Below are 24,929 nucleotides of genomic sequence, written 5' to 3'. Positions count from 1 at the left end.
GCGGCCATCGACTTTACCCCTGGCCCGTCGCGGGTCAATCAGATTTCCCCGCTATGCCGGCGCGACGGGGTTGCCGGGGCGATCTGTTCGACGGGTGCCCGGGGGTGCGGGGTGCGCCACAGGCCGGGCCGCCGCCGGGCGTGGCGACTGCCCGACGGCTACCGTGGAGATCATGAGTCACGGTGACGGGGGTGAGGGCGGCGGGCTGCGCCGACCACGGGTCGGGCACATCCAGTTCCTGAACTGCCTGCCCATCTACTGGGGGCTGATGCGTTCCGGCGCGCTGCTCGACGTCGACCTGCACAAGGACTCCCCGGAACGGCTCGGAGCCGCCCTGGTCGCTGGCGACCTGGACATCGGCCCGATCTCGTTGGTCGAGTACCTGCGGCACGCCGACCAGTTCCTGCTGCTGCCGGACATCGCGGTAGGTAGCGACGGGCCGGTGCTGTCGGTGAACGTCGTCACCACCCGGCCACTGGGCGAGTTGTCCGGCCGCCCGGTGGCGCTCGGCTCCACTTCGCGTACCGGTGTGCTGCTGGCCCGGATGCTGCTGGCCGAGCGGTACGGCGTCGAACCAAACTACTTCACCTGCCCGCCGGACGTCACCCAGATGCTGCTGGAGGCCGACGCCGCCGTGCTGATCGGCGACGTCGCATTGCGGGCCCGCCACGAGGCGCCGGCGCGCGGTCTGGCTGTCACCGATCTGGGGCAGGCGTGGCGGGACTGGACCGGGCTGCCGATGGTCTTCGCCGTCTGGGCGGTCCGCCGGGACTTCGCCGCCGCCCACCCCGGCCAGGTCAAGGAGGTCCACCAGGCGTTCCTGCGGTCGCGTGACCTGTGCCTCGCCGAGCTAGACGCGGTGGCACGGGCCGCCGCCAGGTGGGAGCCGTTCGACGCGCCGACGCTGGCGTCGTACTTCCGGGCGTTGGACTTTTCGCTCGGTGACCGGCAGGTGGCCGGACTGCGGGAGTTCGCCCGCCGCGCGGCCCGGTCGGGTGCCGCCCCGGCACTGCCGTCTGCCGGCCCTGAGTTCTTCCTGCCCTGAGTTCTTCCTGCCTGACCGCGTCTGGATGGCTCAGCTGCCGGCCGAGGTGGTTGCCGCTGCCCGCAACTGCTGCGCCACCGCACGGCAGGTCTGTCCGCCGTACGTGAAGGGCCGGTCGGCCGGGAACCGGGTCATCACCCCGATGGTCCACCCGTCGCCGATCGCCAGGCAGTTGACGTGCCACTTCTGCTCATCGTCGCGGATCACCCAGCCGTTCTTGATGGCGATCCCATCGGCTTCGTCTGCCGGGAATGCCTCGATCACCCCGAAATCACCTGGACTGCGTACGCTGCGCATCTCGGTCATCAGCCAGTCGGTCCACTCGGCGCCGGCCGCCCGGCCATCGGCGATGCACGCCCCGATCCGGGCCACGTCGCGGGGGGAGAGCCGGGTGGTGCTCCATCTGTTCTCGGTCGAGCTGCGGCTGTCGGTGAGCCCGCAGATCCGGATCATCCGCTCGGTCGCTGCGGTTCGGCCGATTTCCTGCCACAGCTCCTCAGCGACCTGGTTGTCGCTGTCCCTGATCATGATCTCGAGCTGCTGCATCCGGAAGTTGCTCGGCGACCGGCCCGCTTCGGCCGAGGTACGCAGGTAGTCGGCGGCGATCCACGCCTTGATCAGCGACGCCGTGGTACTGGTCTCGGCCAGATTGGCCGATCCGTGGATCTCGCCGGTGCGTTGGTCGAGCATCGCCCACGACCACCAGCCGTCGATGCCGTCCAGCTGTACCGTGGTCGGCGCGACGGCCAGCGGTGACAGCGTGGGGTCGGGCTCCGGGGTCGGGCTCTCGCTCGGGCCGGCCATCGGGTTCGACGTCGGTTGATGCCAGCTGGGCTGCTGGTCGGTGGCCCGTCCGTTGGTGGCCTGTCGGTCGGCAGGCTGCTCACCAGCGGCGGCCAACGGCGTGGCGGGAACCAGCCGCGACCCGGCGATGCCGGCGGCTGCCAGAGCGATCAGACCGATCACGATCAGCGGCGTACGCCACCTGGCCCGGGTGTGCCGGGCTACGCCGCCTGCCCGCCCGGTCACCAGCTGGGAGGGTCGGCTGGCCATCAGCCGGCCCGGTCCGCTGGTGAACAGCCGGCGCAGCCGGCGGGTCGACGATATCCAGGAGGTGGGTGGCATGTCAGTTGGCCGGTGTCGCCGGGAGCGGCAGTTCGGCCGGCAGCTGGATGGCGGCGCCGGCGTGTGGGGTGACGAGTTGCCGGGCCACCTCGCGGCAGATGCCCGCCCCGTACTCGAGGCCGTAAGGGCCCGGGTAGCGAGTCATCACCGCGAGGATCCAGTCGTCGTGCACGGCCAGGCAGTTGAGGTGCCACATGCCGTCCGCCCAGATCAGCGTCCAGCCGTTCTTGATGCCGACCGGCGACTCCCGCAACAGGCTCTCCGGTAGTCCATCGATGATGCCCCAGCGGCCACCGCCGGAGGTGGATTCCTGCTCGGAGGCGGCGATCCCGCCCCGCACCTGAGACATCTCGTCGAGCACCCAATCGGTCCACAACGGGCCGGCGGCGGTGCCGTTCTTGACGCACTCGCCCATCAGCACGGCATCGCGGGCGGACATCTGGGTGTAGCTCCACCAGACGTTGTCCTCCTTCGGCGGCACGACCATCCGGGTCTGCTGCAGGCCGCACATCTTGATCATCCGGGTGATCACGTCTTCGCCGCCGGCACTGTAGAACAGCAGGTCCGTGGCCCGGTCGTCGCTGTCGCGGATGGCCAGGCTGGCCAGCTGCAGAATTTCCGGATCAGGCTCGGCGTCATCGAGCTGCCGTAGGTAGTCCGCGACGATCCAGATTTTGATCATCGATTCGGTGGAGCTGGTCTCGGTCATGTTGGCCGAGCCGCCGATCTCGCCGCTGTCGCGGTCCAGCAGCGCCCAGGTCATGAAACCGGTGACCGGGACCGAGACCGCTGCGGCCCGCAACGTCGGCACGGCTGGAGGCCCGGGGGACTCGGCCATGGCGAGGGGCGGATCGGTCAGCTCGTCGACGGGCCGGTTGGCGTCCGGCCGGGTCCCGCCGAGGAACCGGGCCGAGGCGGCGGGGACCACCAGAACGGCACCGACCACCAGGGCTGCCAGCACGACAGTGAGTGTCACGCGTGAACTCATGGGGACTGCTCCGGGGAGTGAATCGATGATTTCAGCTCGTCGGTGCTCTCTGGCAGGTTTGCGTCGGTCCGGGAAGGTCCTGGTACCGAGGTGTTTCTGTAACTGTGGGTTTCTTTGCGGACAGATGCGAGTCAGGTGGGCCGGTTTGAACGTCGTCGCCGCCGCGCCATTGGGCAGTTTACGGGGCGAATCTCGGAGTGCCAGCCCTCGCGCGCCGGAGATCTCGGGGGATGGGTGTCGGATAGATATGGTTCGTCCAGTTAGTTGAGTATTTTCAGGATGATAAGTGGATAAGCATCACATTCACCAGGCGTCGCTGATCGCTCGCTGTCCCGACTTGGTCTCTGGCGGTGAAGATTTTTCGACAGCTGTTACAGGGCTTGGCTACGACTGGGGATTCTTGTAACACTATGTCGGTGGACGGTGACGACGCCCAGACGGTGAGTGGCGCCCGCGGCGGGATCCTCGACGAGGTCGAGGCCGCTGAAGCTGACCTGCGCGCCGCGGCGCTACGCGGCCGGATCCCCGGTCCACGCGTCGCCGACGAGCTGGCCGATCCGGACGATCCGGGTGATCCCGACCGCTCGACCGATCCCGACCGGGACTTCACCGAGATGATCGACGCCGACCAGAAGATCGAGCCGCGCGACTGGATGCCGGACGGCTACCGGCGCACGCTGATCCGGCAGATCGCCCAGCACGCGCACTCCGAGATCATCGGCATGCAGCCCGAAGGCAACTGGCTGACCCGGGCGCCCAGCCTGCACCGCAAGGCGATCCTGCTGGCAAAGGTCCAGGACGAGGCCGGCCACGGGCTGTACCTGTACGCCGCGGCGGAAACCCTGGGCGTCAGTCGGGAAGAGTTGCTCGACCTGCTGCTCGCCGGCCGGCAGAAGTACAGCTCCATCTTCAACTACCCCACGCTCACCTGGGCAGACGTCGGCGCGATCGGTTGGTTGGTGGACGGTGCGGCGATCATCAACCAGGTCCCACTGTGCCGTTGCTCATACGGCCCGTACGCCCGCGCCATGATCCGCATCTGCAAGGAGGAGTCGTTCCATCAGCGGCAGGGCTACGAGATCCTGCACACCCTCGCGCACGGCACACCGGCCCAACGTCAGATGGCCCAGGACGCGGTGGACCGCTGGTGGTTCCCGTCGCTGGCGATGTTCGGCCCGCCGGACGCCGACTCGACCCATTCGGGCCAGTCGATGCGATGGAAGATCAAACGGTTCTCCAACGACGAGCTGCGCCAACGCTTCGTGGACATGTGCGTCCAGCAGGTCGGCCCGCTCGGGCTCACCCTGCCCGATCCCGGCCTACGGTGGAACGAGCAGCGTCAGGCGTACGACTTCACCCCGCCGGACTACGACGAACTGCTCCGGGTGATCCGCGGCGACGGGCCGTGCAACCGGCAGCGACTTGCCCACCGGCGGGCCGCGCACGACGCCGGCGGCTGGGTCCGCGAGGCGTCCCGGGCGTACGCCGAAAAGCAGGCCAGCCGGCGGAAAGCCAGCACCGTGCCGGCCGGGGTCGGCACCGTGCCGGCCGGAGTGGGCGCTCCGCCAGTCGGAGCGGAGGCCGGATGAGCGGCGAAGCGGCCCGGACCCCGCCCACCCCGCTGTGGGAGGTCTTCATCCGGTCCCGGCGCGGGCTCGCCCACACCCACGTCGGTAGCCTGCACGCGCCGGACGCGGCGCTCGCCCTGCGGCACGCCCGCGACCTGTACACCCGACGGCAGGAAGGTGTCTCCATCTGGGTGGTACCGGCGGAGTCGATCACCGCGTCCAGCCCGGACGAGAAGGACGCCTTCTTCGACCCGGCGGCCGACAAGGTCTACCGGCACCCGACCTTCTACCAGGTGCCGGACGGAGCGCAGCACCTGTGACCACGACACCCCCCGACCAGCTGCTCTGCTGGGCCGACGACGCGTTGATCACCGCTCAGCGGCTGGCCGCCTGGTGCGCCCGTGCCCCCGAGCTGGAGGAGGACGTCGCGCTCACCAACATCGCGCTCGACCAGCTCGGCGTGGCCCGGCTGCTGCTGTCGTACGCCGCCGAGCAGCTCACCCCCGATGCGGTGCCGGCCGCGCCGGCCGACCAGCCGGTCACCGAGGACACCCTGGCCTTTCTCCGCTCCGACCAGGAGTTTCGCAACTGCCTGCTGGTGGAGCTGCCGGACGACGACTACGCGATGACCATCGGCAAGCTGCTGTTCCTCGCCGCGTACCAGCTCCGGCTCTACGCCGTGCTGAGTGCCGGCGCCGACCAGCGGCTCGCCGCGATCGCCGGCAAGGCGGCCAAGGAGTCCACCTACCATCTCGACCACGCGCGGCTGTGGACCCTGCGGCTCGGCGACGGCACCGAGGAGTCGCGCCGCCGCATGCAGTACGCGGTCGACGAACTCTGGCCGTACACCTATGAGCTGGTCGCCCCGGTGCCCGGCAGTGGCCCCGCCGACCTGCGGGCCGACTGGCTCGCCGTCATCGGTCCGATCCTTGCCGAAGCCACCCTGGCCGCGCCTGCCGGCACCGGGTCCGCCGCCGCCGCTGGCGACGGTGGCGGCTGGCGGCCCGGCGGCGGTCGGCTGGGTCGGCACACCGAACACCTGTCGTACCTGCTGGCCGAGATGCAGGTGGTGCACCGGGCCCACCCAGGCGCGCGATGGTGACCGGACCCCCCGCTGCAGCCGGCGGGTTCAGCTCGGCTGGTGGTGGGGCCAGCTCGGCCGCTGGTGGGACCGGCTCGGCCGCCCGGGCGGCGGTCGAAGCCGTCGTCGATCCGGAGATCCGCGTACTCACCATCGCCGAGCTCGGCATTCTCCGCGCCGTCGAGGTCACCGAGGCCACCGGCGCTGTCCGGGTGACGGTCACCCCCACCTACAGTGGATGCCCGGCGATGGAGCTGATCCGGGGCGAGATCCGGGCGGCGCTGCACCGGTCCGGCTTCACCGACGTCGCGGTCGTCACCGAGTTGGCGCCCGCCTGGAGCACCGACTGGATCACCGAGGCTGGCCGACGCAAGCTCGTTGCCGCCGGGATCGCCCCACCGTCGCCGGCCACCGTCGGTCCGGTGCCGGTGCCGGTGACCGTTCGCTGCCCGGCCTGCGGCTCACCGCGCACCGAGCAGCTGAGTCGATTCGGTGCCACGGCCTGCAAGGCGCTGTGGCGGTGCCTGGCCTGCACCGAGCCGTTCGAGCAGATGAAGGCGTTCTGATGGCGGTGACGATCAGTCGACCGGCGCGACGGCGCCCGGTGTTCCATCCCCTCCCGGTCGCCGATGTCGATCAGCTCACCGCCGACGCCGTGGCGGTCACCTTCGCCGTACCACCGGAGCTGCGCGACGCGTACCGGTTCCAGGCCGGACAGCACTTGACCGTACGGCTGGTCGACCCGGCCGGCGGCCCGGAGATCCGCCGCTCGTACTCCATCTGCTCGACCCCGGCGGAGCTCGCCGACCACGGCCGGCTGCGGATCGGCGTGCGGCACGTCGCCGGTGGTGCCTTCTCCGGGTACGCGGTGCGCCAGCTTGCCGCCGGGGCCACCGTGGAGGTGATGCCGCCGCTCGGGCATTTCACCACCAAGTTCGAACCGGGCCGTAGCCGGTACTACGGCGCGCTGGCCGCCGGCTCCGGCATCACGCCGGTGTTGTCCCTGCTCGCCACCGGGTTGGCCACCGAGCCGGGCAGCCGGTTCACGCTCGTCTTCGGCAACCGGTCCGCGCACACCGTGATGTTCGCCGACGAGATCGCCGACCTGAAGGACCGGTACCCGGACCGGCTGCAGGTGGTGCACGTGCTGTCCCGGGAGACGCAGGACGCGGAGTTGCTCACCGGGCGGATCGACGCCGCCCGGTTCGGCCGGCTGCTGGACACCGTGGTGCCGGGACACCAGGTGGACGAATGGTTCCTCTGCGGGCCGTACGCGCTGGTCATGACGGCCCGGCAGGTGCTCACCGAGCGGGGCGTGCCGGACGAGGCCGTACACAGCGAGCTCTTTCACGCCGGGGACGCGCCGCCGGCCGGCGCCGACGCGGTTACCGATGTCGACGCGGCACCAGGCACCGATCCGGCCGGCACCGAGGTGACCGGCGCGGACGTGACCAGTACGGAGGTGACCGTACTGCTCGACGGGCGGGCGTCGACGGTGCGGACGCGGCCGGGGGAGCGGGTGCTCGACGCGGCCCTGCGGGTCCGGTCCGAGTTGCCGTACGCCTGCAAGGGTGGGGTCTGCTCGACCTGCCGGGCGAAGGTCGTCGACGGCGCGGTGACGATGGCCCGCAACTACGCCCTGGAGCCGGACGAGGTGGCCAACGGTTATGTGCTGACCTGCCAGTCGGCGCCCACCACGCCGACGCTCACCGTCGACTACGACGCCTGACGCGCTGGCCACGACGGCTGCCGGGCGTCACGGGGATGATCGTCGACCGAGCTGGTCGAGCAGTTGGCGGGCCTGCTGGTGGGAGGTGAGCCGGACGAACCGCAGCCGGCGCCACCGGGGGTCGACCGAAGCGGCCTGGATGCGGCTCCGGTAACGGGCGTGCTGTTGCCAGGCCCAGACGATGATCGACTCTTCCGGATCAAGGCTGAACACGTTCGACCAGCGCTCCCGGTTGCCGTTCCACAGTTCCACCCGGTGCGCCGCGCGGCGTACCGTACGTCGGACGATCTGCTGCATCACCTGCCGGCGCGGCAGGTCGAACCAGATCACCGTGTCGACTCGCCGCCAGATCAGGTCGCGCACCGTCGAGTAGTTGCCGTCCACCACCCAGCCGTCGCCGGAGACTGCGGCCGCCACCCGTTCCCGGAACTCCGGTTCCGGTGTCGGCTGCCAGTCCTGCTGGTGGAACAGGGCGTCCAACTCGATGTGCGGCACACCGAGCCGTACGGCCAACTCGGCGGCCAGAGTGGACTTACCTGAGCCTGGTGCCCCCATGACCGACACCCGTCGCATGGATGCAGGCTAGCGTCAGGAGACCACCTTGGCACCGGCTCCGGAGGGCTGCTCGACGTGGGCGGTCCGCTGCTCGGGAATCGACGGGGCGCTCAACGTGACCTCGACCGTCTTTCGGGTGCCCCATCCGGTCTTCCAGCAGGTGACCACGCCGTACCACCGGGCGGCGCGCAGTACCAGCATCGCCCAGAGCACTGCGACCGGGGCGAGCATCCAAGTCCCCAACTGGTACGCCGCCGACTGGTCGGACCGGCGGATCGCCAGGTAGCGGAGGCACTGTGCGTAGCCGATCGCCATTGGCACACAGATGAGCCAGGGTAACGCGGCCAGCGAAGGCTCCCGGATCGGTTGTACCACCGCGATGGTCAGGAACAGTGCGGTGGACAGTAGAGTCGTCGCCCATCGAATCAGGTGTAGCCAGTACGCCCACGACCGCAACGGCAGGTATCGCATCCGCCACAGTGACCGGATGAACGATCCGCGCATCCAGCGGATGAACATCCGCAGGAAGTGGCCGGTCTGCTCCGGCATCAGCGCGAAGGCGAACGCGCTGGGCTGTTGCACAGTTCGGCCGCGCAGCATGGCGAACAGGGTCAGCATCGAGTCGTCGCTGAACGGCACCCGACGTCCTGCGAACCTTTCATGCAGATAGCTGTCCAGATTGTCGCGGATCACCTGGCCTCGGTAGACGGCGATGGGCCCCGAGTTGACCCAGACCGCGCCGAACACTGACAGGCTGGACCGATCGGTCAGCTGGCCGGTGACGAACCACAGGTCGGTGAACCGGGTCAGGAACGATGCGTGAACGTTGGCTGCCATCACGATCCCGGCGACGGACTGCACCGTCTGATCAGCGAGGGGTTTGAGTAGCTCGTTGAGCGTTTCCGGGTCGCTGATCGTGTCCGAGTCGACCGTCCAGTACACATCCGCGTCTGGCGCCTGGCCGACCCCGGCTGCCTGCGCGTGTCTCTTGCCGGCATTGTCCTGGCGCAGCCATACCGGACGGATGCCGCTGTCGCTGGCTGCCCGCTGAAACCAGATGCGGGTCTCGGCGTACCCGACGTCGCCGGTGGTGGAACCGTCATCCACCACGACGATCGTCTGCGGCCGTCGTCGTTGACCGATCATGGACTCGAGGCATGCGCGCAGCGCGGCCGGGTCCTCGTTGTACGCGGGGACCAACGCGGCCACGTCCAGCGTGTCGAGGAGCCGCTGTCTGGCCGGGCCAACCTGGTAGGGCTGGTTGAGGTAGGCAAATCCCAGCTGCCACACCAGCAGTCCGTACATCAGGACGTAGATCGCCGCGAACTGATGCCCGTTGCCTGCGCTGAGTAATCCGATTGCTGCAAACGCATGGTGGGCCGCCCATACCGCTACTGCCGCCAGAAGGAATGCTGCGGCGGTGAGGATCCGGCCCCTGACGAGGGTCGCGGTCATCGATGGGCGGCGGAGCGACCTCGACGGAACGACAACCGGATGAGAACCGCTCCGATGATGATCATAACTGCTGCGGTGACCGCCATCATGAGTGGCAGTGGCAGGCTGAGCTGCCCGAGACCGGCCACACCACCGAGGGTGACCGCAAGGTTCGCGCCGGTCCGCAGCAGTGAATCACCTGACATGACGTTGTCTCCTTGGCTGCGGGCGGATAGGGGGATTTTGCGCACGAGGGTTCGCCGAGATCGGTATTCGGCGGCACGTCCGGACGGGGGTCCGGTTGAGGTATGGAAGACGGAGACCCGACTGGCTGTTGTGATGCCGGCCGAAGGCGGTAACCGGGCGGTGCCTTGTTCGGCCGCAGCCAAGAGTAGTTGCGTCGGCGACAAAGCGCTAGATGCATCATCGCCTTGGGATCACAAGACAAACGTGAGTTCATCTGCGTTGCGATCGCTTTTCTGAATGCTCTTCGTGACTCATTCTCGGGTTTGTTCACGTTATGCGGCCTGGCCCATACGAGTTGCGAGTCGGCCGGTCAATCGATCGTTCCGCTCTGCTTGGCCGAACCGCCGACAGCGGGAGCACCGGCCAGCGGTCGACGGTGGATCAGCCCCTGGGCGGCCAGGGCCGCGGCCACCGCTGCCAGCGGCAGGGCCGGCAGCGCGTACCGGGGCTCGTACATGCCGATCGCCACGGTGAACACGGCCAGCCCTGGGCCGGCGACCACCAGCAGTACGGTGTCGAGCCGGATCCAGCCGGCGACCCGCCGCCCGGCGGCCAGCGCCGCGACGGTCAGCAGCACCGCCAACGACAGCACCACCGGGATGCCCCGGGTCCAGCTGCCGTACTGGTGCAGTGTCCGGGTCAGCGGGGTGGCCGGGTCCGCGACGACCGGCTCGGCGACCGCTGCCTGGTATCCGGTGGACGCCTGGGCTGGCGGACAGCTCTGCTCGACCCGCACGTCGGCGGAGCGGAACCGGACCGGCGGCACCAGCCGCTGCCGCAGGCACTCGTTCATCGGCCCGAGGTACAGACCGGGGACGAAGTGTGCCGCGCTCTCCCGGCCGACCGTCGCGAGGTAGTCGCCGGGCTGCTGACTGATCACCGACCGGGAGAAGCTGGTCAGCACCTGGGCACCCTCCGGCGTGTAGACCCAGTCGCCGAGTCGGGCCGGCCGCCGCCAGAAGAACGCATCGGCCCGGTCCCAACGCTGGCCCGGCGGCTGGTCCGGGCAGGCGACCCGCTCCTCGTCGGTCAGTTCGATGCGGTCGCAGTCGGCGATCATCGCGGCCCGGCCGTACAGGGCGGTGCCGCTCTGCGCGCTGTAGACGCTCTGCCGGTCGCCGATCCAGACCATCACCATGACGTACGGCACGCCGAAGGCGAGCAGGTAGCCCAGCACCGGCCGCCAGCCGACCCGACGTACCACCAGGTAGCCGGCGAGCAGGAGGGCGACCGGCAGCGCGGTGGGTTTGGTCACCCAGGCGACGGCGATCAGCCCGCCGGAGACAACGGCCGCCACCGGACCGGGTCGGGACGACCAGAGCAGTGCCCCGACCGCGGCGGCGAACAGCACCGTGAACATCAGGTCAGGCAGTAGGTAGTGACCCATGGTGAGGACCAGGGAGTCGAAGATCAGCGGTACGGCGGCCAGGGTGGCCAGCCAGCGGGCCACGCCCCGGCGCAGCAGCAGGGCGTACAGGGCGACGGCGAGCAGCAGGCTGAGCAGGTGCTGCACGGCCGCGACGGCGGCGAGTGTCCGGGTCTGCTGTAGCGCGGACAGCAGCAGAACGTAGCCGATCGGCCGGTTCGGGTGCGGCTCCAGCGGCTGCTGCAGCATCAGCAGGTACTCGCCGCTGTCGCCGTGGAACCAGAACGCCGGCTGATACGCGGCCAGGTAGGCGATCCGCAGTCCGAGACCGGCGGCGAGCAGGATCACCAGAGGCAGGTGGCGGCGCAGTGGCGTCATCCGGTCGCTCTGCCCCTCCCTCGACATGGCAGTACGCTTCATGCGTGACTACCAGCCGGGAGATCGACAGCATCCTGCAGCGTGGCGCCGACGGTGGGCGGATCTCCGCCGAGGAGGCGCTGCTGATCTACACCGAAGCGCCGTTCCACGCCCTCGGCGAGGCCGCGGACGCGGTGCGCCGTCGCCGGTACCCGGACAACGTCGTGACGTATCTGATCGATCGCAACATCAATTACACCAATGTCTGCGTCACCGCGTGTCGTTTTTGCGCTTTCTACCGGGCGCCCAAGCACGCCGAGGGCTGGGCCCACCCGATTGAGGAGATTCTGCGTCGTTGCGGCGAGGCGGTCGAGCTGGGCGCTACCCAGGTGATGCTCCAGGGTGGCCACCATCCCGATTTCGGGGTGGAGTACTACGAGCAGCTGTTCGGCGCGGTCAAGGCGGCGTACCCCCGGTTGGTGATCCACTCGATCGGGCCGAGCGAGATCCTGCACATGGCGAAGGTGTCCGACGTCTCGCTGGACGAGGCGATCACCCGGATCAAGGCCGCCGGGCTGGACTCGATCGCCGGTGCCGGCGCCGAGATGCTGCCGGACCGCCCTCGGCGGGCGATCGCCCCGCTCAAGGAGTCGGGGGCGCGCTGGCTGGAGGTCATGGAGCTGGCGCACCGGCACGGCATCGAGTCGACCGCCACGATGATGATGGGCACCGGGGAGACCAACGCGGAGCGGATCGAACATCTGCGGATGATCCGGGACGTCCAGGACTCCACCGGCGGTTTCCGGGCGTTCATCCCCTGGACGTACCAGCCGGAGAACAACCATCTCAAGGGCCGCACCCAGGCGACGACCCTGGAGTACCTGCGGATGATCGCGGTCTCCCGGCTCTTCTTCGACCAGGTGGCGCACCTGCAGGCGTCCTGGCTGACCACCGGCAAGGACGTCGGCCAGTTGGCGCTGCACATGGGGGTCGACGATCTCGGTTCGATCATGTTGGAGGAGAACGTGATCTCCTCGGCCGGCGCCCGGCACCGGTCGAACCTGCACGAGCTGATCTGGATGATCCGCTCGGCGGGCCGGATCCCCGCCCAGCGGGACACCGAGTACCACCATCTCGCCGTCCACCGCGATCCGGCGGACGACCCGACCGACGAGCGGGTGGTGTCGCACTTTTCCTCGATCGCGTTGCCCAACGGCGGGGCCCGCCGCGATCTGCCGCTGGTCGACGCGCACTGACCCGGCCGGGGCCGTGCGCTGACCGGCCCGGATTCGTCCGATCGGCTGGCTGGTGAGGCCGACCAGTCAGCCCCAGTCGGCCGGCGGGTGGGCTGGTGATCGGCCGGTCGTGGCACACAGTGCCGTCGATGCGGCGAGGCGGCGCGAACCTTAGGCCAAGAGGCCATAACGTGTTGATCACGAGGGGCGCGAAGCTTCCCGTCGGCCGCTAACGTCCTCGTCAACAACGTTCCGGCAGCCGCTCGCGCCGCGACGCCGTCCCCTTGGTCGTCGCAGGTCACGTCCCCTGATGGCGGTGGTCGCCGGAGCCGTACTCCAGCGGTCCGAGGGGGCCGTCTACATAACGCACGGCAGTACGGGCGAGGTGGTTCAACCCACCTCGCCCGTACTGTATGTGGCCTCGGTCACCCTCGCCGCCGGCCCCGCGCCGCAGGTCGGGACGGGCGACTGGCAAAGTGGTCGGGCGTGACTGACATCCCGCCGCCGGTCCGCGCCGGCCTGGACAAGCAGCCGGCCGAGGTCGCCGCGATGTTCGACGGCGTGGCCGGCCGGTACGACCTGACCAACACGGTGATCTCCTTCGGCCAGGACCGGCGGTGGCGCCGGGCCACCCGCGCTGCGCTCGACCTGCTTCCCGGCGACCGGGTGCTCGACGTCGGTGCCGGCACCGGAGTCTCCACCGCCGAACTCGGCCGGGGCGGGGTGTGGGCCGTCGGTTCGGACATCTCGCTCGGCATGCTGCGGGCCGGCCGCCGGGCCCGTCCACAGGTGCCACTGCTCGCCGGGGACGCCCTGGCGTTGCCGTTCCGGGACGCCAGCTTCGACGCGGTGACGATCTCATTCGCCCTGCGCAACGTGGTCGACACCGATGCCGCGTTGGCCGAGCTGGCCCGGGTGACCCGGCCCGGCGGGCGGATGGTGGTGTGCGAGTTCAGTCAGCCGACCAGTCCCGCCTTCCAGACGCTCTACCTGTCCTATCTGATGCGGTCGCTGCCGGCGGTGGCCCGCGCGGTGGCGAGCAACCCGGATGCGTACGTCTATCTGGCCGAGTCAATCCGGCAGTGGCCGGACCAGGCGGCGCTCGCCGGGCGGATCGCGGCGGCGGGGTGGCGGTCGGCGCAGTGGCGCAATCTCACCGGTGGGATCGTGGCGCTGCACCGCGCCACCCGGCGGTAGCGCCATGCGACCCGGGCGTAGCGCCACGTCATCGGGGAGCGGTGCCGTGCTGCCGTACGCCGGATCCGGGAGCGCGAGCGACGGGTCCGCCACTGCTTGGTGTCCGTCGATGGGTGATTTCGTGTCGTCGGTCACCCGCCGAGGTCGCTACCTCGCAGGGTTAGGGTCGCCTAACCGATTGCCGCCCTGTTAACGGTTCTAGACTCACCTGCGAGACGGCTTGTGAAGCATTTCACGAGCGACTGGGAGGCGAACGGGAGGTGGCTGTGAGCGAGACCGAAGCCGATGTGATCGTCGTCGGGGCGGGCCCCGGCGGTTCCGCGACCGCCTTCCACCTCGCCCGGCACGGCGCACGGGTGCTCCTGCTGGAAAAGACCACGTTTCCCCGGGAAAAGGTCTGCGGTGATGGGCTCACGCCGCGCGCTGTCAAGCAGTTGATCAAGCTGGGTGTCGACACCTCGCCCGAGGCCGGCTGGCTGCACAACCGTGGCCTGCGGGTGATCGGCGGCGGCATCCGGCTCGAACTCGACTGGCCCGACCTGGCCAGCTTCCCCAACTACGGCCTGGTCCGAACCCGGCTGGACTTCGACGATCTGCTGGCCAGGCAGGCGGTCGAGGCGGGGGCGGTGCTGCACACCGGCACCAACGTGGTGGCCCCGGTGCTGGACGCCACCGGGCGGGCGATCGGCGTGACCGCCGAGGTCGGCCCGGACAAGCAGCCGGCCACCTTCCACGCCCCGTTGATCGTCGCCGCCGACGGGGTCTCCGGCCGGTTCCCGCTCGCCATGGGGCTGGCCAAGCGCGAGGACCGGCCGATCGGAGTCGCGGTCCGGCGGTACTACCGGTCGCCGGTGCGGCACCGGGACGAGTACCTGGAGTCCTGGCTGGAGCTGCGCAGCCGGGAGGGCGGCGAGAAACTGCTGCCCGGCTACGGTTGGATCTTCGGCATGGGCGACGGCCGGGTCAACGTCGGCCTGGGCGTACTCAACTCGTCCAGCGCCTTCGGCAAGACCAACTACCGGCGGATGCTCACCGACTGGCTGGGCAGCACACCACCGGACTGGGGGCTGGCCGACGAGGCCAACGCCGACGGCCCGATCCTCGGCGCGGCACTGCCGATGGGCTTCAACCGGGTCCCGCACTACACCCGGGGAGTCCTGCTGGTCGGCGACTCCGGCGGTATGGTCAACCCGTTCAACGGTGAAGGCATCGCGTACGCGATGGAGTCCGGTGAGCTCGCCGCCGAGGTGGCGGTGCAGGCGTTGGCCCGGCCGGCCGGCGCCGACCGGGAGCGGGCGCTGGCGCACTACCCGAACGAGCTGAAGGCCCGCTACGGGGGCTACTACCGGCTCGGCAACATCTTCGTGAAGATGATCGGCAACCCACAGATCATGCGAATCGCCACCAAGCACGGCATGCCGCATCCGACACTGATGCGGTTCGTGCTGAAGCTGCTGGCGAACCTGACCGATCCGCGTGGCGGGGACGCGATGGACCGGATGATCAACGCGATGACCAAGGTGGCTCCGGCCGTGTGACGCCGCCGGCAGCACCCCGGGCCGTCGGCCCACCGCAGTAGTCGCCAGGATGGGGCAACGACGCCCGGTCCCGGCGGGAGACATCACAGATCGCTGGAAACTGACCGCGGGCAGGGAAGGACGAGCAGGAGAAACCCATGTCACTCTCGCCTTACATACCCATCGTCGGGGTGTTCGCCCTCGCCTCGGCCTTCGCGTTGTTCTCGGTGGCGGCCGCCCGGCTGGCCGGGCCGCTGCGCTACAACCGGGCCAAGCTCGAAGCGTACGAGTGTGGGATCGAGCCCAGCCCGGAGCCGGTCGGCGGCGGTCGGATCCCGATCAAGTTCTATCTGACCGCGATGATGTTCATCATCTTCGACATCGAGATCATCTTCCTGATCCCGTGGGCGGTCTCGCTGGACCCGCTCGGCGCGTTCGGCTACGTCGCGGTCTCGCTGTTCATCGTCGCCGTCTCGGTCGCCTACGTGTACGAGTGGCGGCGCGGCGGGCTCGACTGGGACTGACGGAGGAACCATGGGAATCGAGGAGAAACTCCCCGCCGGCGTACTGCTCACCTCGGTGGAGAAGCTGGTCAACTGGTCCCGCAAGACCTCCGTCTGGGGGGCGACCTTCGGCCTGGCCTGCTGCGCGATCGAGATGATGGCGGCCGGTGCTCCGCACTACGACATGGGTCGCTGGGGCATGGAGGTCTTCCGGGCCTCGCCGCGGCAGGCGGACCTGATGATCGTGGCTGGTCGGGTCAGTCAGAAGATGGCCCCGGTGCTGCGGCAGATCTACGACCAGATGGCCGAGCCCCGCTGGGTGTTGTCGATGGGGGTCTGCGCCTCCAGCGGCGGCATGTTCAACAACTACGCCATCGTGCAGGGCGTGGACCACGTGGTGCCGGTCGACATGTACCTGCCCGGCTGCCCGCCCCGCCCGGAGATGCTCATCGACGCGGTCCTCAAGCTGCGGGAGAAGATCGGCCACGAGCCACTCGGCCCGAACGGGCGCAAGATGCTGGAGGCCCGCCGGGCCCGCGGTGACGTGCCGGTGGTCGCGCCCGGGGCGATGCCGTCGTCGTACCGCTCCGACAAGGCCCGCCGGGCCGAGTGGGAGCAGGCCGTCCGGGAAGGCCGCGAGGAACAGTTGCGGATCGAGAACTGGATGAAGGCCCAGAACCACCTGCACGCCCGGGAGCGGCTGAAGTGATTCCCGCGTCGACCAGCGAAAGGACGATCCAGTGACCGGGCCGACCAACGCGCCCAGTGAGCAGCCGGGTGGCGGGGTACCCGCCGCCGCCCCGCCGGTCGGGGCTACCAGCGGCGCGCCGGCCGAGTTCCCGCCGGCCAGTGGAGCCGGCCGCGGCATGTTCGGCATCCAGGGCTCCGGCGACACGTCCGGCTTCGGCGGCCTGGTCCGCCGCCGGGCCAGCGTGGCCGGCACCGAGCGGCCGTACGGCGGCTACTTCGACGAGGTGTGCGACGCCCTTGAGGAGGCGTACCCGGCCTTCGCCGACGCGATCGAGAAGGTCGTGGTCGACCGGGGTGAGCTGACCCTGCACATCAAGCCGGAGCGGATCGCCGAGGTCTGCCGGGTGATGCGCGACGACGAGGCGCTGCGCTTCGAGCTCTGCTCCTCGGTGTCCGGGGCGGACTACCTGGGTGCCGACGAGCGTCGGCTGCACGTCGTCTACCAGCTGACCTCGATGACCTACCGGCGTCGGGTCCGGCTGGAGGCGGCGGTCACCGCCGAGGATCCGCACCTGCCGAGCGTCACCGCCGTCTACCCGACCGCCGACTGGCAGGAACGGGAGACGTACGACATGTTCGGCGTCGTCTTCGACGGCCACCCGGCGCTGACCCGGATCCTGATGCCGGACGACTGGGAGGGCCACCCACAGCGCAAGGACTACCCGCTGGGCGGCGTCCCGGTGGAGTACAAGGGCGCCGAGATCCCACCGCCGGACAAGCGGAGGAGCTACCAATGACGGCCGGATACGCAACCGAACGCGAGACCGACGAGGGCAAGGTCTTCACCGTCACCGGTGGCGACTGGGACACCGTGGTCGGCGGTACGGACCCGCTCACCGACGAGCGGATCATCGTCAACATGGGCCCGCAGCACCCGTCCACCCACGGGGTGCTGCGGCTGGTGCTGGAGCTGGAGGGGGAGACCGTCCGGGAGGCCCGGACGGTCGTCGGCTACCTGCACACCGGGATCGAGAAGAACCTCGAGTACCGCAACTGGGTGCAGGGCACCACGTTCGTCACCCGGATGGACTACCTGGCGCCGATCTTCAACGAGACGGCGTACAGCCTGGCGGTGGAGAAGCTGCTCGGGATCACCGACGACATCACCGAGCGGGCGAACACCATCCGGGTGCTGATGATGGAGCTCAACCGGATCTCCTCGCACCTGATCTGGCTGGGCACCACCGGCCTGGAGCTCGGCGCGATCTCGATCATGCTGTACTGCTTCCGGGAGCGCGAGTACATCCTGGAGATCTTCGAACTGGTCTCCGGGCTGCGGATGAACATGGCCTACGTGCGGCCCGGCGGGGTCGCCCAGGACGTGCCGGACGAGGCGATCACCAAGATCCGTGAGTTCCTCAAGGTGATGCCGAAGCGGCTCAAGGAGTACGAGGACCTGCTCTCCGGGCAGCCGATCTGGCTGGAGCGGACGCAGAACGTCGGGGTGCTCGACGTCACCGGTTGCCTCTCGCTGGGCGTCACCGGCCCGGTGCTGCGCTCCGCCGGCCTGGCCTGGGACCTGCGCAAGACCATGCCGTACTGCGGTTACGAGGACTACGAGTTCGACGTGCCGACCACGCCGACCGCCGACGTCTGGGGCCGCTACCTGGTCCGGATGGCCGAGATGCGCGAGTCGCTCAAGATTATCGAGCAGGCGTTGGACCGGTTGAAGCCCGGTCCGATCATGGTCGCCGACAAGAAGATCGCCTGGCCGGCGCAGCTGGCCATCGGCGTGGACGGCATGGGCAACTCGCTGGAGCACGTCGCCAAGATCATGGGTCAGTCGATGGAGTCGCTGATCCACCACTTCAAGCTGGTGACCGAGGGCTTCCGGGTGCCGCCCGGCCAGGTGTACGTCGGCATCGAGTCCCCCCGCGGCGAGTTGGGCGTGCACGCCGTCTCCGACGGCGGGACCAGACCGTACCGGGTGCACTACCGCGAACCGAGCTTCGTGAACCTCCAGGCGATCCCGGCCATGGCCGAGGGCGGGCTGCTCGCCGACGTGATCGCCGGGGGCGCCTCGTTGGACCCCGTGATGGGTGGGTGTGACCGCTGATGGGCTTCAGTCAGGAAACGCACGACCGGGCCCGGGAAATCATCGCCCGCTACCCGGCGGACCGCTCCCGGTCGGCACTGCTGCCGCTGCTGCACCTGGTGCAGTCCGAGGAGGGCTACGTCTCGCCGGCCGGCGTCGAGTTCTGCGCCGAACAGCTGGGCATCAACAAGGCCCAGGTCAGCGCGGTCGCCACCTTCTACACCATGTACAAGCGCCGGCCCACCGGCGACTGGCTGGTCAGCGTCTGCACCAACACCATGTGCGACGTACTCGGCGGCCAGCGGGTCTACGACGCGCTCAGCGAGCACCTCGGCGTCGGCCACGAGGAGACCACCGCCGACGGCACCATCACCCTGGAGCACGCCGAGTGCCTGGCCGCCTGCGACTACGGCCCGGTGATGACCGTCAACTACGACTTCTTCGACAAGGTCGACCCGGACATCGCGCTCGGCGTGGTCGCCGAGCTGCAGTCCGGCGGCCGCCCGGCACCCACCCGGGGTGCCCGGCTGTGCACGCTGAAGGAGATGTCGCTGCAGCTGGCCGGCTTCTCCGACACCCGCGAGGGCGCGGTCGCCGACGGTCCGGCCGGCGATGCCACGCTGCGCGGCCTGCGGCTGGCCCAGCAGCACGGCGTCTCGGTCGCCGGCTTCGACCCGAACACGCCGATCAGCGGCGACACCCCCGCCCCGGCACCCAGCCGGCCGGCGCCGGCGGCGACCGGCAGCACCGCGCCGGACGTCAAGGCACCGCAGGCCAAGTCGCCGGAGATCCGGGCCGCCGAGACCCGCGCCCCGGACGCGAAGACCCCGGCCCCGGACGCCCCCGGCACCACCGTGCCGACCGACCGGGCCGAGCCGGACAGCGACGCCGAGGCCGCCGAGTCGGCCGGCGCCGCCGCCAACCCGCCCGCCGGTGACGCCAAACCGGCCGGCGACAACTCGCAGCCACAGCGCGGGTCGCTGCGGGACGCGCGCAGCGAGGAGGGCACCCGATGACCCAGCCGCGACAGGAAACTCTGCAGAAGCTGACCCCGGTGCTGACCAAGCGTTGGCTGTCACCGGACGCCTGGAAGATCGACGTCTACCAGCAGCTCGACGGCTACGCCGCGCTGCGCAAGGTGCTGACCGGTACGCCGGACGGCCGGGGTCGCGGCGCCGACCCGGTGCACCCGGACGACCTGATCAAGCTGATCAAGGACTCCGGGCTGCGTGGTCGGGGCGGTGCCGGCTTCCCCACCGGCCTCAAGTGGGGGTTCATTCCGCAGGGCGACGGCAAGCCGCACTACCTGGTGGTCAACGCCGACGAGGGCGAGCCGGGCACCTGCAAGGACCTGCCGCTGATGATGTACGACCCGCACTCGCTGGTCGAAGGCGTCATCATCGCCTCGTACGCGATCCGGGCCAGCCGCGCCTACATCTACATCCGCGGTGAGGCGGTGCACGCCGCCCGGCGGCTGCGCAACGCGGTCGACGAGGCGTACCGGGCCGGCTACCTCGGCACGGACATCCTCGGCTCCGGGTTCGATCTGGACCTGGTGGTGCACAGCGGCGCGGGTGCCTACATCTGCGGCGAGGAGACGGCGCTGCTGGACTCCCTCGAAGGGTTCCGTGGCCAGCCCCGGCTGCGTCCGCCGTTCCCGGCCACCCACGGCCTGTACGCCTGCCCGACGGTGGTCAACAACGTCGGCACCATCTCCAGCGTGCCGTACATCGTGCTCGGCGGCGCCGCCTGGTGGAAGAGCATGGGTACGGAGAAGTCGTCCGGCCCGATGATCTACTCGCTCTCCGGCCGGATCGCCAACCCGGGGCAGTACGAGTGCTCGATGGGCATCACCCTGCGCGAGCTGATCGAGCTGGCCGGCGGCATGCAGCCCGGTCACGAGCTGCGGTTCTGGACGCCGGGCGGTTCGTCGACCCCGCTGCTCACCGCCGAGCACCTGGACGTACCACTGGACTTCGAAGGGGTGGCCGGCGCCGGCTCGATCCTCGGCACCACCGCCACCCAGATCTTCTCCGACCAGGACTGCCCGGTGTACGCCACCTACCGGTGGCTGGAGTTCTACCACCACGAGTCGTGCGGCAAGTGCACCCCGTGCCGGGAGGGCAACTACTGGATGGTGCGGGTCTTCCGGCGGATCCTGGCCGGCCAGGGCACCCACGAGGACCTGGACACCCTGCTCGACACCTGCGACAACATCCTCGGCCGCTCGTTCTGTGGCCTCGGCGACGGCGCGACCAGCTCGGTGACCTCCTCGCTGAAGTACTTCAAGCAGGACTACCTCGACTACATCGAGGGCCGCACGGCACCGAAGCTGTCGGAGAAGACTCTGGTGGGGGCCCACTGATGAGTGACGTAGCGAAAGCCACCGAGACGGTGACGTTGACCATCGACGGCGTCGAGGTCACCGCGCCCAAGGGCGCCCTGCTGATCCGGGTCGCCGAGAAGCTGGGCATCGAGATCCCCCGGTTCTGCGACCACCCGCTACTCGCCCCGGCCGGCGCCTGCCGGCAGTGTCTGGTCGACGTGGAGGGGCAGCGCAAACCCGTCGCCTCCTGCACCCAGACGGTCGCCGACGGCATGGTGGTCCGCACCCAGCTCACCTCCGAGGTGGCCAAGAAGGCCCAGCAGGGGATCATGGAGCTGCTGCTGGTCAACCACCCGCTCGACTGCCCGATGTGCGACAAGGGCGGCGAGTGTCCGCTGCAGAACCAGGCGATGTCCACCGGCCGGCCGGACTCCCGGTTCCACGAGCACAAGCGGGAGTACCCGAAGCCCGTCGAGATCTCCACCCAGGTGCTGCTGGACCGGGAGCGCTGCGTGCTCTGCCAGCGCTGCACCCGGTTCTCCGAGGAGATTGCCGGCGACGCCTTCATCGACCTGATGGACCGCTCCTCCGGCGAGCAGATCAACGTCTACCGGGACGAGGCGTTCGGCGCCGTGCCGGCGCCGGACGGTGAGGGCGACGGTGACGTGCCGTTCAACTCCTACTTTTCCGGCAACACGGTGCAGATCTGCCCGGTCGGCGCGCTCACCGGTGCCCAGTACCGGTTCCGGGCCCGCCCGTTCGACCTGGTCTCCTCGCCGAGCGTCTGTGAGCACTGCTCGGCCGGTTGCGCGCAGCGAACCGACCACCGGCGCGGCAAGGTGATGCGTCGGCTGGCCGGCGACGACCCGGCGGTCAACGAGGAGTGGAACTGCGACAAGGGCCGGTGGGGGTTCCGCTACGCCACCGCCACCGACCGGCTCACCACCCCGCTGGTCCGCGACGCCGACACCGGTGAGCTGCGGGAGGCGTCCTGGAGCGAGGCCCTGGCGGTCGCCGCCGACGGGCTGCGCAACGCCCGCGACGGGGCGTACGGCGTCGGGGTGCTCACCGGCGGTCGGCTCACCGTCGAGGACGCGTACGCGTACGCCAAGTTCGCCCGGGTGGCGCTGCGCACCAACGACATCGACTTCCGGGCCCGGCCGGTCACCGGTGCCGCCGGCTCCACCGAGGAGGCCGACTTCCTGGCCGCCCGGGTGGCCGGCGCCTCCGACGTCACCTACGCCGACGTCGAGCGGGCCCCGGTGGTGGTGGTCGCCGGGCTGGAGCCGGAGGAGGAGTGCCCGATCCTCTTCCTGCGGCTGCGCAAGGCGTACAGCAAGAAAGGGCTGCGGGTGATCGCCCTGGCCCCGTATCTGAGCCGCGGCCTGGAGAAGCTGGGCGCCACGTTGGTGCCGACCGTGCCCGGCGACGAGGCGCGGCTGCTCACCGAGGACCGCGCGGTCACCGAGGCGCTCGGTCGGTCCGGCGCGATCCTGTTCGTCGGCGAGCGGCTGGCCACCGTACCCGGTGGGTTGTCGGCCGCCGGCGCGGTCGCCGAGCGGGCCGGCGCGAAGCTGGCCTGGGTGCCGCGTCGGGCCGGTGACCGGGGCGCGGTCGACGCCGGCTGCCTGCCGAACCTGCTGCCCGGCGGTCGTCCGGTCGCCGACGCGGCGGCCCGGGCGGAGCTGACCGGGGCCTGGGACATCGGTGCCGGGACCATCCCGTCCGAGCCGGGCCGCGACGTCGACGCGATCGTCGCGGCGACCGCCGCCGGCAAGATCGGCGCGCTGGTCGTCGCCGGGGTCGACCCGGCCGACCTGGCCGACCCGCGGCTCGCCGAGCAGGCCCTCGACGCGGTGCCGTTCCTGGTCAGCCTGGAGATCCGGCACAGCGCGGTGACCCGCCGCGCGGACGTGGTCCTGCCGGTGGCACCGGCGGTGGAGAAGGCCGGCAGCTACCTCGACTGGGAGGGCCGGCTGCGCACCTTCGAAGCGGTGCTGACCACCACCGCCATGGCCGACTCCCGGGTGCTCGATGCGCTCGCCGCTCAGCTCGGTGTGGCACTCGGCACCGGCGAGGTCAACCTGATCCGCCGGGAGCTGGGCGCGCTGCCGGCCACCAAGGCGCAGCGTCCCGGGCTCCCGCTGGTTGACCCGACGGCACCGGCCAGCCCGGGTGCCGGCGAGGCGGTGCTGGCCACCTGGCACCACCTGATCGACCTCGGCAGCCTCACCGACGGCGACCCCTACCTGGGCGGCACCGCGCGGCCGCCGGTGGTCCGGCTGGCCAAGTCGCTGGCCGGGGCGCTCGGGGTGGCCGACGGGGATCCGGTCACCGTCGGCACCGACCGGGGCGCGGTCACCCTGCCGGCGGCGGTCACCGACCTGCTGCCCGACGGGGTGGTCTGGCTACCTACGAACTCGCCCGGCTCGACGGTGCGCCGCAGCCTCGGCGCGGTCTCCGGATCAGTGGTCCGGGTCAGCCACAACGGCGCGACGAACCCGAACCTAGGGGGTCTGCGGTGAACCCACTGGCACAGGAACCGACGCTGTCCGACTTCGGGCTGGACCCCTGGTGGCTGATCCTGATCAAGGTGGTCTTCGCCTTCGTGTTCGGGCTGCTGGGCACCCTGCTCGGGGTCTGGTTCGAGCGGCGGGTGGTCGGCCGGATGCAGGTCCGTCCCGGCCCCAACCAGGCCGGCCCGTTCGGCCTGCTGCAGACCCTGGCCGACGGGCTGAAGATGGCCTTCAAGGAGGACATCCTCCCCAAGGCGTCGGACAAGGTGGTCTACTTCTTCGCCCCGACCATCTCGGTGATCTGCGCGGTCACCGCGCTGTCGGTGATCCCGTTCGGCCCGATGGTGAGCATCTTCGGCACCCGGACCCCGCTGCAGGTCACCGACGTGCCGGTGGCGGTGCTGGTGCTGCTGGCCTGCTCGTCGATGGGCGTGTACGGGCTGGTGCTCGGCGGCTGGGCGTCCGGGTCGACGTACCCGCTGCTCGGTGGTCTGCGCTCGACGGCGCAGGTGATCTCGTACGAGATCGCGCTCGGGTTGTCGGTGGTCGGCGTCTTCATGACCGCCGGCACCATGTCGACCAGCGGGATCGTCGCCGCCCAGTCCGGCGGTGACCTGTTCACCTCGATCGGCGGGTTCGACCTGTACGCCCCGGGCTGGTACGCGATCCTGCTGCTGCCCAGCTTCATCATCTTCTTCATCGCTGCGGTGGCGGAGACCAACCGGGCGCCGTTCGATCTGCCCGAGGCGGAGTCCGAGCTGGTCGCCGGGTACATGACCGAGTACAGCTCGCTGAAGTTCGCGCTGTTCATGCTCTCCGAGTACGTCGCCATGGTGACCATGTCGGCGGTGACGGTGACACTGTTCCTCGGCGGCTGGCGGGCCCCCTGGCCGATCAGCATCTGGGACGGGGCGAACAGCGGCTGGTGGCCGATGCTCTGGTTCATGGGCAAGGTCATCGCGCTGATCTTCGTTTTCGTCTGGCTCCGCGGCACCCTGCCCCGGCTGCGCTACGACCAGTTCATGCGGTTCGGCTGGAAGGTGCTGCTGCCGATCAACCTGGCCTGGATTCTGGCCCTCGGCGGAATCCGGGTGACCAGCGGCTGGGAGCGCAACGACCGGCTGATCGCGATCGGTATCCCGGTCGCCATCCTGCTCGCCGTGGTGATCTTCTGGCCGACGCGCAAGGAGCGGCCGGCGCCGACCCTGCAGGAGCAGGTCGACTCCCGGCCACCGGGCAGCTTCCCGCTGCCCCCGATGGACCTGCAGGTCCCGCCCAGCCCGCGGGCCAAGCGGGCGGTAGCCGAACGGGAACCGGCCCAGGTCGGTCCCGCCACCGACGACAAGGAGGTGTGAC

23 protein-coding genes are annotated in these 24,929 nt (G+C 70.0%); 17 read left to right on the top strand and 6 right to left on the bottom strand.

Translation table 11 applies throughout. From position 1 onward, the window contains the following. Positions 1 to 172: 172 nt before the first annotated feature. The gene (locus O7610_RS19615; RefSeq protein WP_289211497.1) at positions 173 to 1,045 is read left to right on the top strand and encodes a menaquinone biosynthetic enzyme MqnA/MqnD family protein; all 873 of its coding nucleotides are present in this window, start codon (positions 173 to 175) and stop codon (positions 1,043 to 1,045) included. A 30-nt stretch (positions 1,046 to 1,075) separates the two neighbouring features. Here O7610_RS19615 and O7610_RS19610 read toward each other — a convergent pair whose 3' ends face one another. Then, positions 1,076 to 2,170, bottom strand: coding sequence for a YML083C domain-containing protein (locus O7610_RS19610; RefSeq protein ID WP_281552113.1), 1,095 nt, complete (start codon positions 2,168 to 2,170; stop codon positions 1,076 to 1,078). A gap of 1 nt (position 2,171) precedes the next feature. Further along, a complete protein-coding gene (locus O7610_RS19605) occupies positions 2,172 to 3,158 on the bottom strand; it encodes a serine hydrolase (protein WP_281567190.1) in 987 nt (328 codons plus the stop codon). A 410-nt stretch (positions 3,159 to 3,568) separates the two neighbouring features. Between O7610_RS19605 and paaA the strand changes: the two genes are divergently transcribed. The 5 genes from paaA to paaE are packed head-to-tail and all read left to right on the top strand — an operon-like array spanning position 3,569 to position 7,536. After that, positions 3,569 to 4,747, top strand: coding sequence for a 1,2-phenylacetyl-CoA epoxidase subunit PaaA (gene paaA / locus O7610_RS19600; protein ID WP_281552111.1), 1,179 nt, complete (start codon positions 3,569 to 3,571; stop codon positions 4,745 to 4,747). Continuing rightward, positions 4,744 to 5,046 carry a 1,2-phenylacetyl-CoA epoxidase subunit PaaB gene (paaB, locus tag O7610_RS19595; protein ID WP_281552110.1) on the top strand — a complete coding sequence of 101 codons (303 nt, stop codon included), beginning with the start codon at positions 4,744 to 4,746 and terminating at the stop codon, positions 5,044 to 5,046. The genes paaA and paaB overlap by 4 nt, the downstream gene beginning before the upstream one ends. Then, complete coding sequence (gene paaC, locus O7610_RS19590; protein WP_281552109.1) at positions 5,043 to 5,828, top strand: 1,2-phenylacetyl-CoA epoxidase subunit PaaC; 786 nt, start codon at positions 5,043 to 5,045, stop codon at positions 5,826 to 5,828. The genes paaB and paaC overlap by 4 nt, the downstream gene beginning before the upstream one ends. After that, positions 5,822 to 6,373, top strand: a complete 552-nt coding sequence (paaD, locus tag O7610_RS19585; RefSeq protein WP_281552108.1) for a 1,2-phenylacetyl-CoA epoxidase subunit PaaD — start codon at positions 5,822 to 5,824, stop codon at positions 6,371 to 6,373. The genes paaC and paaD overlap by 7 nt, the downstream gene beginning before the upstream one ends. Continuing rightward, the gene (gene paaE / locus O7610_RS19580) at positions 6,373 to 7,536 is read left to right on the top strand and encodes a 1,2-phenylacetyl-CoA epoxidase subunit PaaE (protein ID WP_281552107.1); all 1,164 of its coding nucleotides are present in this window, start codon (positions 6,373 to 6,375) and stop codon (positions 7,534 to 7,536) included. The genes paaD and paaE overlap by 1 nt, the downstream gene beginning before the upstream one ends. 27 nt (positions 7,537 to 7,563) lie before the next feature. On the opposite strand, the gene O7610_RS19575 is transcribed toward paaE, so the two are convergent. The 4 genes from O7610_RS19575 to O7610_RS19560 all read right to left on the bottom strand — a co-directional run bounded on the left by O7610_RS19575 (position 7,564) and on the right by O7610_RS19560 (position 11,542). Further along, positions 7,564 to 8,109, bottom strand: coding sequence for a P-loop NTPase family protein (locus O7610_RS19575; RefSeq protein WP_281567194.1), 546 nt, complete (start codon positions 8,107 to 8,109; stop codon positions 7,564 to 7,566). Between the two features lie 15 nt (positions 8,110 to 8,124). Then, positions 8,125 to 9,396, bottom strand: a complete 1,272-nt coding sequence (locus O7610_RS19570) for a glycosyltransferase (RefSeq protein ID WP_281552105.1) — start codon at positions 9,394 to 9,396, stop codon at positions 8,125 to 8,127. Positions 9,397 to 9,542: 146 nt separating this feature from the next. Then, complete coding sequence (locus tag O7610_RS19565) at positions 9,543 to 9,731, bottom strand: hypothetical protein (RefSeq protein ID WP_281552104.1); 189 nt, start codon at positions 9,729 to 9,731, stop codon at positions 9,543 to 9,545. Positions 9,732 to 10,081: 350 nt separating this feature from the next. Then, the gene (locus O7610_RS19560; protein ID WP_281567196.1) at positions 10,082 to 11,542 is read right to left on the bottom strand and encodes a phospholipid carrier-dependent glycosyltransferase; all 1,461 of its coding nucleotides are present in this window, start codon (positions 11,540 to 11,542) and stop codon (positions 10,082 to 10,084) included. Positions 11,543 to 11,559: 17 nt separating this feature from the next. On the opposite strand from O7610_RS19560, the gene mqnC reads away from it, so the two are divergent. The 11 genes from mqnC to nuoH all read left to right on the top strand — a co-directional run bounded on the left by mqnC (position 11,560) and on the right by nuoH (position 24,928). Then, complete coding sequence (gene mqnC, locus O7610_RS19555) at positions 11,560 to 12,750, top strand: cyclic dehypoxanthinyl futalosine synthase (protein ID WP_281552102.1); 1,191 nt, start codon at positions 11,560 to 11,562, stop codon at positions 12,748 to 12,750. A gap of 474 nt (positions 12,751 to 13,224) precedes the next feature. Beyond that, positions 13,225 to 13,926 (top strand): demethylmenaquinone methyltransferase, encoded by a 702-nt coding sequence (locus O7610_RS19550; RefSeq protein WP_281567500.1) that lies wholly within the window; start codon positions 13,225 to 13,227, stop codon positions 13,924 to 13,926. 266 nt (positions 13,927 to 14,192) lie between these two features. Continuing rightward, a complete protein-coding gene (locus tag O7610_RS19545; RefSeq protein ID WP_281552101.1) occupies positions 14,193 to 15,464 on the top strand; it encodes a geranylgeranyl reductase family protein in 1,272 nt (423 codons plus the stop codon). A gap of 137 nt (positions 15,465 to 15,601) precedes the next feature. Then, complete coding sequence (locus tag O7610_RS19540) at positions 15,602 to 15,967, top strand: NADH-quinone oxidoreductase subunit A (protein ID WP_123607118.1); 366 nt, start codon at positions 15,602 to 15,604, stop codon at positions 15,965 to 15,967. A gap of 10 nt (positions 15,968 to 15,977) precedes the next feature. Then, entirely contained in the window at positions 15,978 to 16,655 is a 678-nt protein-coding gene (locus tag O7610_RS19535) for a NuoB/complex I 20 kDa subunit family protein (protein WP_123607119.1), read from the top strand. Between the two features lie 31 nt (positions 16,656 to 16,686). Further along, positions 16,687 to 17,433, top strand: a complete 747-nt coding sequence (locus O7610_RS19530; RefSeq protein ID WP_281552100.1) for an NADH-quinone oxidoreductase subunit C — start codon at positions 16,687 to 16,689, stop codon at positions 17,431 to 17,433. Next, positions 17,430 to 18,752 (top strand): NADH-quinone oxidoreductase subunit D, encoded by a 1,323-nt coding sequence (locus tag O7610_RS19525; protein ID WP_281552099.1) that lies wholly within the window; start codon positions 17,430 to 17,432, stop codon positions 18,750 to 18,752. The genes O7610_RS19530 and O7610_RS19525 overlap by 4 nt, the downstream gene beginning before the upstream one ends. After that, positions 18,749 to 19,747, top strand: a complete 999-nt coding sequence (gene nuoE, locus O7610_RS19520; protein ID WP_281555748.1) for an NADH-quinone oxidoreductase subunit NuoE — start codon at positions 18,749 to 18,751, stop codon at positions 19,745 to 19,747. The genes O7610_RS19525 and nuoE overlap by 4 nt, the downstream gene beginning before the upstream one ends. Continuing rightward, complete coding sequence (nuoF, locus tag O7610_RS19515; RefSeq protein WP_281552098.1) at positions 19,744 to 21,096, top strand: NADH-quinone oxidoreductase subunit NuoF; 1,353 nt, start codon at positions 19,744 to 19,746, stop codon at positions 21,094 to 21,096. Before nuoE ends, nuoF begins: the two co-directional genes overlap by 4 nt. Beyond that, positions 21,096 to 23,582, top strand: coding sequence for an NADH-quinone oxidoreductase subunit G (locus O7610_RS19510; RefSeq protein WP_281567197.1), 2,487 nt, complete (start codon positions 21,096 to 21,098; stop codon positions 23,580 to 23,582). The genes nuoF and O7610_RS19510 overlap by 1 nt, the downstream gene beginning before the upstream one ends. Beyond that, on the top strand, positions 23,579 to 24,928 hold the full coding sequence (nuoH, locus tag O7610_RS19505; protein WP_123607125.1) for an NADH-quinone oxidoreductase subunit NuoH: 1,350 nt from the start codon (positions 23,579 to 23,581) through the stop codon (positions 24,926 to 24,928). The genes O7610_RS19510 and nuoH overlap by 4 nt, the downstream gene beginning before the upstream one ends. The last annotated feature ends 1 nt before the right edge of the window (position 24,929 follow it).

The sequence above is a fragment of the Solwaraspora sp. WMMA2065 genome, from assembly GCF_030345075.1.
GTDB lineage: Bacteria > Actinomycetota > Actinomycetes > Mycobacteriales > Micromonosporaceae > Micromonospora_E.
This window is presented reverse-complemented; position numbering and strand designations above follow the sequence as displayed.

What these genes read in the sequence shown, in the direction of transcription:
- O7610_RS19615 (WP_289211497.1), top strand. Translation starts at nt 173, where the DNA reads ATGAGTCACGGTGACGGGGGTGAGGGCGGCGGGCTGCGCCGACCACGG.
- O7610_RS19610 (WP_281552113.1), bottom strand. Translation starts at nt 2,170, where the DNA reads ATGCCACCCACCTCCTGGATATCGTCGACCCGCCGGCTGCGCCGGCTG.
- O7610_RS19605 (WP_281567190.1), bottom strand. Translation starts at nt 3,158, where the DNA reads ATGAGTTCACGCGTGACACTCACTGTCGTGCTGGCAGCCCTGGTGGTC.
- paaA (WP_281552111.1), top strand. Translation starts at nt 3,569, where the DNA reads ATGTCGGTGGACGGTGACGACGCCCAGACGGTGAGTGGCGCCCGCGGC.
- paaB (WP_281552110.1), top strand. Translation starts at nt 4,744, where the DNA reads ATGAGCGGCGAAGCGGCCCGGACCCCGCCCACCCCGCTGTGGGAGGTC.
- paaD (WP_281552108.1), top strand. Translation starts at nt 5,822, where the DNA reads ATGGTGACCGGACCCCCCGCTGCAGCCGGCGGGTTCAGCTCGGCTGGT.
- paaE (WP_281552107.1), top strand. Translation starts at nt 6,373, where the DNA reads ATGGCGGTGACGATCAGTCGACCGGCGCGACGGCGCCCGGTGTTCCAT.
- O7610_RS19575 (WP_281567194.1), bottom strand. Translation starts at nt 8,109, where the DNA reads ATGCGACGGGTGTCGGTCATGGGGGCACCAGGCTCAGGTAAGTCCACT.
- O7610_RS19570 (WP_281552105.1), bottom strand. Translation starts at nt 9,396, where the DNA reads ATGTACGGACTGCTGGTGTGGCAGCTGGGATTTGCCTACCTCAACCAG.
- O7610_RS19565 (WP_281552104.1), bottom strand. Translation starts at nt 9,731, where the DNA reads ATGTCAGGTGATTCACTGCTGCGGACCGGCGCGAACCTTGCGGTCACC.
- O7610_RS19560 (WP_281567196.1), bottom strand. Translation starts at nt 11,542, where the DNA reads ATGTCGAGGGAGGGGCAGAGCGACCGGATGACGCCACTGCGCCGCCAC.
- O7610_RS19540 (WP_123607118.1), top strand. Translation starts at nt 15,602, where the DNA reads ATGTCACTCTCGCCTTACATACCCATCGTCGGGGTGTTCGCCCTCGCC.
- O7610_RS19535 (WP_123607119.1), top strand. Translation starts at nt 15,978, where the DNA reads ATGGGAATCGAGGAGAAACTCCCCGCCGGCGTACTGCTCACCTCGGTG.
- O7610_RS19525 (WP_281552099.1), top strand. Translation starts at nt 17,430, where the DNA reads ATGACGGCCGGATACGCAACCGAACGCGAGACCGACGAGGGCAAGGTC.
- nuoF (WP_281552098.1), top strand. Translation starts at nt 19,744, where the DNA reads ATGACCCAGCCGCGACAGGAAACTCTGCAGAAGCTGACCCCGGTGCTG.
- O7610_RS19510 (WP_281567197.1), top strand. Translation starts at nt 21,096, where the DNA reads ATGAGTGACGTAGCGAAAGCCACCGAGACGGTGACGTTGACCATCGAC.